Origin of the sequence: Streptomyces sp. NPDC006235 (assembly GCF_040613735.1) — a bacterium.
Taxonomy (GTDB): domain Bacteria; phylum Actinomycetota; class Actinomycetes; order Streptomycetales; family Streptomycetaceae; genus Streptomyces.
This window is the reverse complement of sequence record NZ_JBEXSR010000007.1, coordinates 136430-148790: the sequence shown is the minus strand read 5'-3', so window position 1 is coordinate 148790 and position 12361 is coordinate 136430. Positions and strand designations below refer to the sequence as shown.

15 protein-coding genes and 1 pseudogene are annotated in these 12361 nt (G+C 71.4%); 9 read left to right on the top strand and 7 right to left on the bottom strand.

What is annotated here, in order from left to right; translation table 11 throughout:
• Positions 1-247: pseudogene (locus tag ABZ192_RS11680) on the top strand (hypothetical protein); the annotation flags it as partial.
• A gap of 63 nt (positions 248-310) precedes the next feature.
• On the opposite strand, the gene ABZ192_RS11675 reads toward ABZ192_RS11680, so the two are convergent.
• Entirely contained in the window at positions 311-541 is a 231-nt protein-coding gene (locus ABZ192_RS11675; RefSeq protein WP_355856951.1) for a hypothetical protein, read from the bottom strand.
• 58 nt (positions 542-599) lie between these two features.
• Here ABZ192_RS11675 and map point away from each other — a divergent pair, with 58 nt between their 5' ends.
• Positions 600-1457: a type I methionyl aminopeptidase gene (gene map / locus ABZ192_RS11670; protein WP_356924316.1), complete on the top strand. Its 858-nt coding sequence runs from the start codon at positions 600-602 to the stop codon at positions 1455-1457.
• A gap of 60 nt (positions 1458-1517) precedes the next feature.
• On the opposite strand, the gene ABZ192_RS11665 is transcribed toward map, so the two are convergent.
• From ABZ192_RS11665 to ABZ192_RS11650, 4 genes are all read right to left on the bottom strand, one after another.
• The gene (locus tag ABZ192_RS11665; RefSeq protein ID WP_356924315.1) at positions 1518-1730 is read right to left on the bottom strand and encodes a hypothetical protein; all 213 of its coding nucleotides are present in this window, start codon (positions 1728-1730) and stop codon (positions 1518-1520) included.
• A gap of 100 nt (positions 1731-1830) precedes the next feature.
• Positions 1831-2475, bottom strand: coding sequence for a PhzF family phenazine biosynthesis protein (locus ABZ192_RS11660; protein WP_356924314.1), 645 nt, complete (start codon positions 2473-2475; stop codon positions 1831-1833).
• Positions 2468-2914: a hypothetical protein gene (locus tag ABZ192_RS11655; RefSeq protein WP_356924313.1), complete on the bottom strand. Its 447-nt coding sequence runs from the start codon at positions 2912-2914 to the stop codon at positions 2468-2470. Before ABZ192_RS11655 ends, ABZ192_RS11660 begins: the two co-directional genes overlap by 8 nt.
• Positions 2915-2981: 67 nt before the next feature.
• Positions 2982-3185 carry a hypothetical protein gene (locus ABZ192_RS11650; protein WP_356924312.1) on the bottom strand — a complete coding sequence of 68 codons (204 nt, stop codon included), beginning with the start codon at positions 3183-3185 and terminating at the stop codon, positions 2982-2984.
• 204 nt (positions 3186-3389) lie between these two features.
• Between ABZ192_RS11650 and efeO the strand changes: the two genes are divergently transcribed.
• From efeO to ABZ192_RS11630, 4 genes are all read left to right on the top strand, one after another.
• Entirely contained in the window at positions 3390-4538 is a 1149-nt protein-coding gene (gene efeO, locus ABZ192_RS11645) for an iron uptake system protein EfeO (RefSeq protein ID WP_356924311.1), read from the top strand.
• 13 nt (positions 4539-4551) lie between these two features.
• Complete coding sequence (efeB, locus tag ABZ192_RS11640) at positions 4552-5796, top strand: iron uptake transporter deferrochelatase/peroxidase subunit (RefSeq protein ID WP_356924310.1); 1245 nt, start codon at positions 4552-4554, stop codon at positions 5794-5796.
• A 5-nt stretch (positions 5797-5801) separates the two neighbouring features.
• Positions 5802-6647, top strand: coding sequence for an iron uptake transporter permease EfeU (gene efeU, locus ABZ192_RS11635; protein ID WP_356924309.1), 846 nt, complete (start codon positions 5802-5804; stop codon positions 6645-6647).
• A 359-nt stretch (positions 6648-7006) separates the two neighbouring features.
• A complete protein-coding gene (locus ABZ192_RS11630) occupies positions 7007-8008 on the top strand; it encodes a hypothetical protein (RefSeq protein WP_356924308.1) in 1002 nt (333 codons plus the stop codon).
• Positions 8009-8082: 74 nt separating this feature from the next.
• Here the strand turns inward: ABZ192_RS11630 and ABZ192_RS11625 are convergent, their stop codons facing one another.
• A complete protein-coding gene (locus tag ABZ192_RS11625; protein ID WP_356924307.1) occupies positions 8083-8817 on the bottom strand; it encodes a bifunctional DNA primase/polymerase in 735 nt (244 codons plus the stop codon).
• A 250-nt stretch (positions 8818-9067) separates the two neighbouring features.
• Between ABZ192_RS11625 and ABZ192_RS11620 the strand changes: the two genes are divergently transcribed.
• The gene (locus ABZ192_RS11620) at positions 9068-9931 is read left to right on the top strand and encodes a glycerophosphodiester phosphodiesterase (protein WP_356924306.1); all 864 of its coding nucleotides are present in this window, start codon (positions 9068-9070) and stop codon (positions 9929-9931) included.
• Here ABZ192_RS11620 and ABZ192_RS11615 read toward each other — a convergent pair.
• The gene (locus ABZ192_RS11615) at positions 9910-10551 is read right to left on the bottom strand and encodes a TetR/AcrR family transcriptional regulator (RefSeq protein WP_356924305.1); all 642 of its coding nucleotides are present in this window, start codon (positions 10549-10551) and stop codon (positions 9910-9912) included. The genes ABZ192_RS11620 and ABZ192_RS11615 overlap by 22 nt on opposite strands.
• Before the next feature lie 107 nt (positions 10552-10658).
• Here ABZ192_RS11615 and ABZ192_RS11610 point away from each other — a divergent pair, with 107 nt between their 5' ends.
• Together ABZ192_RS11610 and ABZ192_RS11605 are read left to right on the top strand one after the other, a co-directional pair.
• Positions 10659-10868, top strand: a complete 210-nt coding sequence (locus ABZ192_RS11610) for a DUF6243 family protein (RefSeq protein ID WP_356924304.1) — start codon at positions 10659-10661, stop codon at positions 10866-10868.
• Between the two features lie 144 nt (positions 10869-11012).
• Positions 11013-12359: a S28 family serine protease gene (locus ABZ192_RS11605; protein WP_356924303.1), complete on the top strand. Its 1347-nt coding sequence runs from the start codon at positions 11013-11015 to the stop codon at positions 12357-12359.
• Positions 12360-12361 lie beyond the last annotated feature (2 nt).

Genomic DNA, 12361 nt, shown 5'->3' with positions numbered 1-12361 from the left:
GGTGCGGCCGGGCGAGGTGCGCACAGCCGCCGGGATGCGCCTACTCGTCGTCGCGGCCGCCCGCCGGGGCGTCGTGCCACTTGGGGTCGTTCTCCCATCGGAGCTGGACCTGGACACCGTGCAGCACCTGGTCAGCGCGGCGGCCGGGGAGAACGCCGTGCCGACACCGCGCGGCCGGCGCCGCTTCCGGGACAGGGTGGCGAGACTGGCGGAACACCTGACGGCCCCACCGCCGGCGCGCTGGTAGGGCGGTGGGGCCGTCGTTCCGTCGGTGCGGCCGGGCGAGGTGCGCACAGCCGCCGGGATGCGCCTACTCGTCGTCGCGGCCGCCCGCCGGGGCGTCGTGCCACTTGGGGTCGTTCTCCCACTGGAGGTTGCGTGCGCGGGCGGTCTCCATCGCGTGTTCGGCTTCCGTGCGGGAGGCGTACGGCCCGAACCGGTCCTTGTTGGGGCACTCCGGCCCCTCCTCGACCTTCTTGTGTTCGAGGCAGTAGTACCACTCACCCGGTTTGCCGACCGTCCGCTTCTTGAACAGGGCCATGACCAGCTCCTCTCGCCACCGTCATGTTCCCCCATGGCCGCTGGTTAGACTCGCTGGCATGTCTGGCCAGTCGCTGCTCGTACCGGGGGAGCTGTCCCCCACCCGTCCCGTGCCCGGAAACATCCGTCGCCCCGAGTACGTCGGCAAGCCCGCGCCGACGCCGTACACCGGACCGGAGGTGCAGACGCCCGAGACGATCGAGGCGATGCGGCTCGCCGGCCGGATCGCGGCCCGGGCGATGGCGGAGGCCGCGAAGCTGATCGCCCCCGGGGTGACCACCGACGAGCTGGACAGGGTGGCGCACGAGTACATGTGCGACCACGGCGCCTACCCCTCGACGCTCGGCTACCGGGGCTTTCCGAAGTCGCTGTGCACCAGCGTCAACGAGGTCATCTGCCACGGCATCCCGGACTCGACCGTCCTGCGCGACGGCGACATCGTCAACCTGGACGTGACGGCGTACATCGGCGGCGTGCACGGCGACAACAACGCCACCTACCTGGTCGGTGAGGTCGACGAGGAGTCACGGCTGCTGGTGGAGCGGACCCGGGAGTCCCTCAACCGGGCGATCAAGGCGGTCAAGCCGGGCCGGCAGATCAACGTCATCGGCCGGGTCATCGAGTCGTACGCCAAGCGCTTCGGCTACGGGGTGGTCCGGGACTTCACCGGCCACGGCATCAACTCGTCGTTCCACTCGGGCCTGATCATCCCGCACTACGACAGCCCGCACGCGACGACGGTCATCCAGCCGGGGATGACGTTCACGATCGAGCCGATGCTGACGCTCGGGACGCACGAGTACGACATGTGGGACGACGGCTGGACGGTCGTGACGAAGGACCGGAAGCGGACGGCCCAGTTCGAGCACACGCTGGTGGTGACGGAGTCGGGCGCGGAGATCCTCACCCTGCCGTGACCGCGGCGGGTCCCCTCGCCCAGGGCGAGGGGGACCCGCTGCCGTCGGTCGGCCGCCGGCTCAGACGTCGAAGACGCCCTTGTGGCAGACGGCGCCGCCCCACTCCAGTTCAGCGGTCTCGGCCTCGATCTCGCCGAAGTACGGGCTGCACGGGATGTGGTCGTAGCCGTGGCGGTGGCGCTGGCCGTCGTCGTCGGCGTGGGCCGTCGCCGCGCCTGCGGCACTGAGGGCGGCGGTCAGGGCTACTGCGGCCAGGGCGGATCGGATGCGCACTGGGGCTCCTCTCGAGAAGGATGAGTGGTCAGGCCCAGAGGCCCCCGTTCGGTACCGCGCGCACACGCTGTTCCACCCGTACAGACGCGCGTCGCCCGGGTCAGCGTTCGAGATGCACCCGGCCGCCGACCTCGGTCCAGCCGCCCGGCTGGGGTGCGGTGAGGATCTGGGAGCCCGCGCCCTGGGTGATGTTGAGGGCGCGGCCGAGCCGGTCGGTGAGCAGCAGGGCCGCCGCCCCGGTCGCCTCGTCCTCGTCGATCCCGTCGCCGCGTCCGGGGAAGGCCCGGGCCCGCACCCGTCCGGCGGACTCGTCCTGCCACGCCCAGGCGTACACCCACTCCCCCGGCGGCGGCACGGTCAGGTCGTCGACCTCGGCGGCGCTGCCGTACTGCCGCAGGGTGCGCTGCGGCACCCACTCCGCCCGCGCCTCGATCCAGCAGAACTCCCCGTCCTGCCGGGCACCGACCACCCCGGCGGGTGTGACCAGTTCGGGCACGTCGAGCAGCCAGGCCGTCCCGACACACGGGTGCCCGGCGAAGGGCAGGCGCAGGGTGGGCGTGTAGATGTCGATCACCCCGCGCTCGGGGTCGTCGACGAACACGGTCTCGCTGAACGCGAGCTTCGCGGCGAACTCCTGCCGCTCGCTCCGCTCGGGCAGCACCGAGCCCTCGCGCACGACACCGAGTTCATTGCCGTATCCACCGTCCGGCCCACAGAAGACGCGGAGCACGTCGTAGTCAGTCACGGGGGCATTCAAACATCGCCCGGGCGGCCAGGTCGTCCCAGGCGGCCGGACCGCCCGGAAGGGGCCAGGCGACGGTGCGGGCCGCTTCGTAGGGCAGGTCCGCGAGAACGGCACCGAGGCCCTGGGCCAGGCGGTGCCTCAGGTCCTCCGTTCCGGGGCGGCGCGCCAGTTCCGCCGTACGGCGCTCGTGCTCGTCGGTCATGGCCCGCAGCTGCCGCCGCCAGACATCGTCGTCGACGGCTCGGGCCAGCACCACGCAGTCGGGGTCCGAGCCCTCCGCCAGCGCGGCGACGGCCCGGTCGTGGCCGTCGAGGATCAGCCAGCCGTCGAGCGGGGTCACGAACCACAGGAGCACCGGCGCCAGGGTGCCCTCGCGGGCCCGTCGCCGGTAGGCCTTCACCCGGGGCGCGTCCGGCGGCGAAAGAGGGCTCAGAGGCACGACTCCCTGCCAGCCGCCGGCGCACCAGTCGTGGTGGCAGCCGGGCATCCGCGCATGAAGTCGCGGGTCACACGTAGGGCGGGAAGACGCACCGGGGGCCGAGGAGCCGGCGTGCGTCATACAGGGGGCCGTGCGGGGAGTCCTCGAGCCATCGGGCGTACTGGCGCGGCAGGTCCGCGTTCGAGCGGGTCAGGTCGGCGCGGACGGGCGGCGGCGGTGAGCGGTAGCCGGGGAGGTGGTGCAGGAAGAGGCCTTCGTTCGGGCCGTCCACGCGGCCGAGCAGCACCGGCCGGCGGCCCTGTGCGCCCGCGTCATGGGGACAGTCTCGGGGACGCCGGCCGCCACGCACTCCCGATCCTCCCGAAGCGGGACTTTTGACCTCGCCTTGACCACACCATGGCAGCGTTTTTGAGCCACTTAAGTAATTCTCATCTAGCTTAGGTGAGCCTCACCTTCCCCGTCCCCTGGAGCCTTCATGCGACCCGCCAGTCCTGTATCCGTCGTGATCGCCGCAGCGGCGGCTCTGACCGCTGTCACCGGCTGTACGGAGAAGAGCAACGCCGAGGACGGCGACCATGTGGTGCACGTGACGGCCACGGACGACAAGTGCGAGGTGTCGAAGAAGGAGTTCCCCGCCGGGCACGTCGAACTGGCCGTGGAGAACAAGGGTTCCAAGGTCACCGAGGTCTACGTGCTCTTCCCCGACGACCGTGTGGTCACCGAGCGGGAGAACATAGGCCCCGGCACCAAGCAGCGGGTCACCGCCGAGGTGAAGGCAGGCGACTACCGGATCGCCTGCAAGCCCGGGATGAAGGGCAAGGGCATCCGACAGGCCGTCAAGGCCACCGGCGGCAAGGCGGTCAAGCGCGACCCGCGCCTGGACGAGGCCGTGGCGGCCTACCGCGCCTACACGCAGGAGCAGGCCGACGAGACCCTGCCCAAGGCCGAGACCTTCGCCCGGGCCGTCAAGGACGGCGACCTGGAAGCCGCGAAGAAGGCCTACGCACCCTCTCGTATCGGCTGGGAGCGCACCGAGCCGGTCGCCGAGTCCTTCGGCGACATCGACCCGAAGGTCGACGTCCGCGAGGACGGCCTGGAGGACGGCCAGGACCCCGCCGAGGACTGGACGGGCTGGCACCGCCTGGAGAAGGCCCTCTGGCAGGACAAGAAGATCGGCGACCGGGAGAAGGAGCTCGCCGACCGGCTCATCACCGACCTGAAGGACTGGCAGGACCGGGTCGGCAAGGCCGAGATCACCCCGACCTCGATGGCCAACGGCGCCAAGGAACTCCTCGACGAGGTCGCCACCGGCAAGGTCACCGGCGAGGAGGAGCGGTACTCGCACACCGACCTGGTCGACTTCAAGGCCAACGTCGAGGGCGCGCAGAAGTCGTACGAGCTGCTGAAGCCGGTCGCGCAGGAGAACGACAAGGCCCTCACCACGGAACTGGACAAGCAGTTCGCCACCCTGAACACGCTGCTCGACAAGTACCGCCCCGACACGGCGTCGTATGACTTCACCTCGTACGACAAGGTCGGCAAGGCCGACCGCAAGGAGCTCTCGGACGCGGTCAACGCGCTGGCGGAGCCCCTGTCGAAGCTCGCCGCCGCAGTCGCGAAGTAGAGGGGCCGCCCGCATGACGGACAACGACACCCCCTCCCACTCCCCCTCCCGGCGCGCCCTGCTCGGCTGGGGCGGGGCGGGACTGGCCCTCGGCGCCGCCGCGGCGGGCGGAGCGGTGGCGATGGCCCGCACCGACGACGACCCCGCGCCGGACACCGGAACCGCGATCCCCTTCCACGGCGCGCACCAGGCGGGCATCGCCACCCCGGTCCAGGACCGGCTGCACTTCGCCGCGTTCGACGTGACGACCGACGACCGGGCGGAGTTCGTCCAGCTGCTGAAGGACTGGACGGAAGCCGCCCGCCGTATGACGGCCGGGCACCCGGTGGGCGAGGGCGGCTTCGGCGGCCTCCCCGAAGCGCCCCCGGACGACACCGGCGAGGCTCTGGACCTCAAGCCCTCCCGCCTGACCCTCACGATCGGCTTCGGCCCGAGTCTCTTCGAGAAGTTCGGCCTGGCGGAACAACGGCCCGCCGCCCTGGTGGACCTGCCGAAGTTCGCCGGCGACAACCTGGACAAGAACCGCAGCGGGGGCGACCTGTGCGTCCAGGCCTGCGCCGACGACCCCCAGGTCGCGGTCCACGCCGTCCGCAACCTGGCCCGCATCGGCTTCGGCAAGGTCGTCATCCGCTGGTCGCAGCTCGGCTTCGGCAAGACGTCGTCGACGACACCCGAGGCCCAGACTCCGCGCAACCTGATGGGCTTCAAGGACGGCACCCGCAACATCGCGGGCACGGAGACGGACCGGCTGAAGAAGTTCGTCTGGGTGGACGACCAGGACGACCCGGCCTGGATGCGGGGCGGCTCCTACCTCGTCGCACGCCGCATCCGCATGCACATCGAGACCTGGGACCGCACCTCGCTCCAGGAGCAGGAGGACATCTTCGGCCGGGACAAGGGTGAAGGCGCCCCGGTCGGCAAGGCGAAGGAGCGCGACGAGCCGTTCCTGAAGGCCATGAAGCCCGACGCGCACGTCCGGCTCGCGCATCCCGACGCCAACCACGGGGCGACGATCCTGCGCCGCGGCTACTCCTTCACCGACGGCACGGACGGACTGGGCCGCCTGGACGCGGGCCTGTTCTTCCTGGCCTACCAGCGGGACGTCCGCGAGGGCTTCATCCCGATCCAGCGCAACCTGGCCACGGACGCGCTCAACGAGTACATCCAGCACGTGGGTTCGGCGCTCTTCGCCATCCCGCCGGGCGTCCGTGACAAGGACGACTGGTGGGGCCGGACGCTGTTCTCCAAGGAGGCCTGAGCCCGTTGTTCTCCAACTACCTGATCGGTCTGCGCGAGGGCCTGGAGGCGAGCCTCGTCGTCTGCATCCTCATCGCCTACCTGGTCAAGACGGACCGCAGGGACGCCCTGCGCCCGATCTGGATCGGCATCGGCATCGCGGTCGCCCTCGCGCTCGGCTTCGGCTGCGCGCTCGAATTCGGCTCGCAGGAGCTGACGTTCGAGGCGCAGGAAGCGCTGGGCGGGTCCCTGTCGATCCTCGCGGTCGCCCTGGTGACGTGGATGGTGTTCTGGATGCGGCGCACCGCCCGGCACCTGAAGTCCGAACTGCACGGCAAGCTGGACGCGGCCCTCACCCTGGGCACGGGGGCACTGGTCGCCACGGCGTTCCTGGCCGTGGGCCGCGAGGGCCTGGAGACGGCCCTGTTCGTCTGGGCGTCGGTCCACGCGGCGAGCGACGGCAGCCCGCGCCCCCTTCTCGGCGTCGCCCTCGGCCTGTTGACGGCGGTCCTGCTGGGCTGGCTGTTCTACCGAGGCGCCCTGCGCATCAATCTCGCCCGGTTCTTCACCTGGACCGGCGGCATGCTCGTCGTCGTGGCCGCGGGCGTACTGGCGTACGGCTTCCACGACTTGCAGGAGGCCCGCTTCCTGCCCGGCCTGGGCGACAAGGCCTTCGACATCTCCGGCACGATTCCGCCGGACAGTTGGTACGGCACGTTGCTCAAGGGCGTGTTCAACTTCCAGCCGGACCCGACCGTGCTCCAGGTGGTGGTCTGGCTGCTGTACTTGATCCCGACCCTGGCCCTGTTCCTTGCGCCGACGGGATTCGTACGCCGCCGGACCACCACGACACCGGTGCGCGACAAGGTCTGACGCTGCTGAGGCCGGGGCGCTGCGCAACTCGGCGCGACGAGGTGCCGCTGCGCCCACCCGTGCCGCCTGGGGGCACCTCCCAGGCCCTTAAGGCACTGGGGGAGGCACGACTGCCCGCAGTTAGGCGGGACCGCACCCGCGCACGGCGAGAAGGGGACGCGTCGGGGGTGTCCGTCCGCAGCGGTTGGCGCACAAACGGACGGTCAGTCGGTATCCGACCCCATCGCGCCGTTCCGAGGACGGACACCCCCCGGGCGCGGCCCCGACCCACCAGCCCGCCGCAGGCGCAGACCCCCCGCCCAACCGCCGGAGGCACCCGGTAGGGTTCGCCTCCGGAAAGGGGAAGGTGAAGGAACCCGATGAGCAGGGATCGCGACCCTCGAACGCTCCGCAGGCCCGCCCGGAGCGCCCTCATAGCAGCCTCGGTGACCGCTTTGTCGTTGACGGCGAGCGGATGCGTCGTGGTGCACGGCGAACGGGAGATCCTCCCGTCCACCACCCGCGCCGAAGCCGCCAAGGCCCTCCAGGAGTTCACGACCGCGTACAACGAGGCCGACAAGGCCTACGACGCCTCCCTGGACGCCGACCACACCACCGGCGCCCTGGCCGACATCGACTCGGCGCGCCTGAAGGCCGGCAAGACGAACAACCCGGACGGCAACCCGAACCACACGCCCCTGAAGCTGACGGACGCGAAGTACACGATCCCCAAGAAGGCCGGCTGGCCCCGCTGGTTCCTCGTCGACGCGGCCGGCAACAAGGGCGGCGCCGCCCGCTGGCTGCTCGTGTTCACCCGCAGCAGCCTGGACGACCCCTTCCAGGTCGCGTATCTCACCCTCGTCGCACCGGGCAAGGTCCCGCAGTTCAAGAAGGACGCGGACGGCTGGGCCGAGTCCGTCCCCGTGAACTCGACCGGCCTGGCCGCCGCCCCCCGGGACCTGAGCCAGAACTACACGACCTATCTCAAGAACGGCGGAGACACCTTCGCCGACGGCTCCCACACCAGCCAGTGGCGCGCCCTGCGAGCGAAGAACGCCAAGAAACCGGGCCTGGTCACCCAGTACATCGACGAGCCGCTGACGAACGGCGACTACCAGCCCCTCGCCCTGCGCACGGCGGACGGCGGCGCACTGGTGTTCTTCACGACACGGCACTACGAGAAGCAGACGGCCTACGCGGGCACGACGTTCCCCATCCCCAACAAGGACGTCCTCGCGCTGACGGACGGCGAGGTCAAGCAGTCCCTCCTGATGGAGTTCGTCTCCAACGAGGTGGCCCTGGACCCGCCGAAGGGCAGCGGCAGCGGACAGGTGACGATCCTCGGCCGGATCCAGGGAATGACGTCGGCGGAGGGCTCGTAAAAGCGGACGGAAGAGCGGACGGAGACCGTAAAGGAAGAACTGACGGAGACGGAACCGGAACAGCGCCGGTCGGCTCAGTGCCGCAGCGGCCAGGCCGCCCCGGCGTGGTCGGCGTCCTCACCGACGTACCGGGCACAGGCCTCGGTCAGCGTCTCCAGCAGGCTCAGCGGATCCGGCAGCGGATGCTCGGGCCCGCGCACCCAGTGCACCGTCTGGTCCTCACCGGGCAGCCGCGCCGGCGGTACGAGGACGTAGGAGCCGCGGCAGTGCCACCGCAGCCCGGGGTGCTCGTCCATCGTCTCGGGGTGGCAGTCCAGTTCGCACGGCCACCACTCGTCCTCGTCCTCGGGCGTCCCGCGCGTGAGGGTGAAGAACAGCATGCGTCCGTCGTCGCTCTCGGCGACGGGCCCGACCTCGACACCGGCGGCGAGCAGCCGCTCCAACGCACTGCGACCGGCATCCAGGGGCACGTCGAGGACGTCGTGCACCATGCCGGTCGCGGTGATGAAGTTGGCCTGCGGCTGGTGGCGGGCCCAGCGTTCGATCTGGGCGCGGTCGGTGGTCGACTGCGTCTGCCAGGCGAAGGACACCGGGTGCCGGGCCGGGGTGGGACAGCCGACACGTTCGCAGGAGCAGCGGTATCCGGCCGGGTGGGCGGCGGGCGCGAGCGGCAGCCCCGCTCCGGCGGCGGCGAGCAGCAGGGCCTCCCGGCCGCCGTCACCGGCGGTCTCCTTGGGCCGGCGCCCGGCGCGCAGCCACTGGGTGAGTTTGCCCTGTAGGCCGGTCCTGCCGCCGTACTCCGCGCTCATCTATCCCCTCGCCTCGCTGTCGTGCGGAACAGCATGCCTTATGGTCCCATCTTGCCGCGCGCCGGGGGGCCAGTGCCCACATCCGGGGCAGGAGGGTCGAGACGGGTACCTGTGGGTCGAGACGGGTACCGGTGGGGCGAGACGGGTACCGGTGGGGCGAGTCATATGCCCGTAGGGCGAGAGGTACTCCGCACCCTGATCGGGTGTCATTGCCCGCTTTGCCCTGACATGGCGCCCTACCGTGGTCGCCATGGTCACAAGGATCGCGCTGACGGGCCTCGCCTCCGCGGTTTCGGTGGTCTCGCTGACCCTGACGGGACCGGCGGGCATCCGCCCGCTGGAGTGGGGCACCGGCCCGCTGACCGTGGCGGCGCTCCCCCGGATCACGTACGTCGCCCACCGCGGCGGCGCCCGCGAGGTTCCCGAGAACAGCATGACGGGGCTGGCGGCCGCCTACGAGCGCGGTACGGCGCAGGTGCTGGACTTCGACACGCGGCTGCTGCGCGACGGGACGCCCGTGGTGTTCCACGACGAGACCCTGAACCGCACCACCTACCTGGGCGGCGAGGTGCGCGGCCTCGACGCCCGGGAGTGGCAGGGCGTCCGGCTGCGCCCGAAGGACGCGCTGCCCGGCAGCTGGCGCTCGGAACGGCCGCCGACCGTCGCCGAGGTACTGGATCGTTTCGGCGGGCGGATCGTGCTGATGCTGGAGGCGAAGGACCCGCGGAGCCTGGACCGGCTGGCCGGGCTGATCCGGGCCCGGGGCCTGACCCGCTCGGTGTTCGTGAACTCCAACGACCCCGAGGTGGCCCGGCGCGTCCACCGCCTGGGCCTGCTCACGCAGTTGTGGCGCTCGGCGCGGCAGCTGCGCACGGACCGCCCGGAGCGCTGGCGGTCGTACGTGGACCTGCTGGACGTGGACCACCGGGCGCGTGACGCGGATCTCGTGCGGGCGGTGCGGTCGGGGATCCGGCGGGTGTGGGCGCACACGGTGGTGACGGACGCGCAGCGGGACCGGGTGCTGGCGCTGGGCTGCGACGGGGTGATCACGGACGCGCCGGGACGCCTCGCGCGGGCCGCCCGGCAGGGTCCTCAGCGCGGCGCGAGGCCGTGAAGGGCGTAGTCGACGAGGGTGTCGGTGTACTCGTAGGAGATCGGGCCCGTGTGCTGGAGCCAACGCTGGGCCAGCGGGGAGATGAAGAACTCCAGGGCGATGCGCGGGTCGATGTCGGGCCGCACCTGCCCGGCCTCCTGGGCGGCGCGCAGCCGGCCGATGTAGAGGTCGAGTGAGGGCTGCATCAGCTTGGCGACGAGTTCGCGCCCGAGTTGCTCGTTGACGACGCCCTCGGCGGCCAGCGCGCGGGACGGCGCCTCGAACCTCGGGTCGCGCAACTGGTCGACGGTGGCGCGCAGGACACCCTTGACGTCGGCGGCGAGGTCGCCGGTGTCGGGGAAGGCGTACGGCTCCGGTCCCGCTTCCCGCAGGGACTGCTCACCCAGGTCCAGGAACGCCTCCATCAGCACATCCGCCTTCGACGGCCACCAGCGGTAGATCGTCTGCTTCCCGACGCCGGCGCGGGCGGCGATGCCCTCGATGGTGGTCTTCGGATAACCGACTTCCACGACGAGCGCGAGGGCGGCGTCGTAGATGGCGCGACGGGACTTCTCGCTGCGCCGGGAGGCGTCGGGGGCGGGCTTTCCGGGGGCGGACTGTGCGGACTTGTGTGCGGCCATGGCTCGAATTTATCAGGTTGACAAGACGGAGCGTCTCGCGGACAGTGGAGCACCATGCACGAGACGAACCGTCTCGTCGCGGAAGAGGAATGGAAAAGGAGCCCCACATGACCCGAGGCGGAGCCGGAAACCTGCTGGGTGTCGGCGGATCGCGTCAGAAGCTCGGCCGCAAGGCACTGCGCGGCGGCGGCCGGGGCAGCCGGATCGGCGGCGGCCTCGATCCCCAGGCGCAGAAGCGCGAGTTGCTGCGCAAGCTTCAGGAGAAACGACAGCAGCAGGCACGACAGGAGGACCGTACGACCGACACATCGTCGTGAGCCTCCCCCGCCCGGGGGAGACGGTCCCCTCGCGCGCGGGATCCTCCCGGGACGTCCGGCGGATGTACTGAAGCGGCCGAGCAACCGCGGCAGACGAACCGCGGCCGAGCAACCGCGACCGACGGACACCCGGGAGGACTCACGATGCGCGTGTGGACGAGACGACGACTGCTCACCTCGGCGGCGACGGCCGTCTCGGCGGCGGGCCTCGCCGCGACGGCGGCCCTGCCCGCGCGGGCGGCGGCCGGAGCGGCCCGTCCCGGCACCGGCGACATCGCGGACGCGCTGCGGGCACTGCCCGGACTGCGGCTGATCGAGGAGCGGCAGGACGCCGAACCGGGCTACCGGCACTTCGTCCTGGGCCTGCGCCAGCCGGTCGACCACACGAACCCCGCGGCCGGCGCCTTCGAGCAGCGCCTCACGCTGCTGCACACCGCCGCCGACCGGCCCACCGTGCTGTTCAGCACGGGCTACCAAGCGGTGCTCGCACCCCGGCGCACGGAAGCGACGGTCCTGCTGGGCGGCAACCAACTCCAGGTCGAACACCGCTACTTCGGCACCTCACGCCCGGCCGGCCCCGGCTACGCGCACCTCACGATCCGCCAGGCCGCCGACGACCACCACCGCGTCGTCCGGCTCTTCCGCCGGCTCTACTCCGGCGCGTGGGTCTCCACCGGTGGCAGCAAGGGCGGTATGGCGAGCGTCTACCACCGCCGCTTCCATCCCCACGACGTGGACGGCACGGTGGTCTACGGAGCCCCGAACAACGTCGACGACCGCGAGGACTCCGCCTACGTCCGCTTCCTGGGGACGGTCGGCACCCCCGCCGCCCGCGAGGCCATCGAGGCCGTCCAGCGGCGCATCCTGCTGAACCGGGCGGACATGGTCGCCCGCTACGAGGCCTGGGCTGCTGCCGCCGGCGACACCTTCCGCATCGTCGGCGGCGCCGACAAGGCGCTCGAAATCGCCGTGCTGCGCGCACCGTTCATGTTCTGGCAGCGCGGGACAGCGGCCGACATCGCCGCGCTTCCGGGCCCGGAGGCGAGGGCCGACGAGCTGTACGCGTGGCTCGACGACACCGCCGGCCTGTCCCTGTACGCCGACAGGACGGCGCAGCACTACGTCCCGTACTGGTACCAGATCGGCACGCAGCTGGGGTACGGCAGCGTCCCCACGGCCCACCTGGCGGATCTGTTGCGGCACCCGGACGCCATCGAGGCACGCAGTTTTGTCCCGAGGGACATCCCGATGCGCTTCGACCCGGAGGCCATGCCGGACATCGACCGCTGGGTCCGCCGCCGCGGCAGCCGGCTGCTGTTCGTCTACGGCACCCAGGACCCCTCCGTGGCCGAGCACTTCCAGCCGGGCGGGGCCGACTCACAGGTTCTGTGGGTACCGGGCGGCAATCACGGCGCCGACATCGCCGACCTGTCCCCCGCCGACCGGGCGTCGGCGGAGGAGGCGTTGTCCCGTTGGGCCGGTCAAGGATGACC

What these genes read in the sequence shown, in the direction of transcription:
- ABZ192_RS11630 (WP_356924308.1), top strand. Translation starts at nt 7,007, where the DNA reads ATGAGCAGGGATCGCGACCCTCGAACGCTCCGCAGGCCCGCCCGGAGC.
- ABZ192_RS11615 (WP_356924305.1), bottom strand. Translation starts at nt 10,551, where the DNA reads ATGGCCGCACACAAGTCCGCACAGTCCGCCCCCGGAAAGCCCGCCCCC.
- map (WP_356924316.1), top strand. Translation starts at nt 600, where the DNA reads ATGTCTGGCCAGTCGCTGCTCGTACCGGGGGAGCTGTCCCCCACCCGT.
- ABZ192_RS11610 (WP_356924304.1), top strand. Translation starts at nt 10,659, where the DNA reads ATGACCCGAGGCGGAGCCGGAAACCTGCTGGGTGTCGGCGGATCGCGT.
- ABZ192_RS11625 (WP_356924307.1), bottom strand. Translation starts at nt 8,817, where the DNA reads ATGAGCGCGGAGTACGGCGGCAGGACCGGCCTACAGGGCAAACTCACC.
- efeO (WP_356924311.1), top strand. Translation starts at nt 3,390, where the DNA reads ATGCGACCCGCCAGTCCTGTATCCGTCGTGATCGCCGCAGCGGCGGCT.
- ABZ192_RS11620 (WP_356924306.1), top strand. Translation starts at nt 9,068, where the DNA reads ATGGTCACAAGGATCGCGCTGACGGGCCTCGCCTCCGCGGTTTCGGTG.
- ABZ192_RS11605 (WP_356924303.1), top strand. Translation starts at nt 11,013, where the DNA reads ATGCGCGTGTGGACGAGACGACGACTGCTCACCTCGGCGGCGACGGCC.
- ABZ192_RS11675 (WP_355856951.1), bottom strand. Translation starts at nt 541, where the DNA reads ATGGCCCTGTTCAAGAAGCGGACGGTCGGCAAACCGGGTGAGTGGTAC.
- efeB (WP_356924310.1), top strand. Translation starts at nt 4,552, where the DNA reads ATGACGGACAACGACACCCCCTCCCACTCCCCCTCCCGGCGCGCCCTG.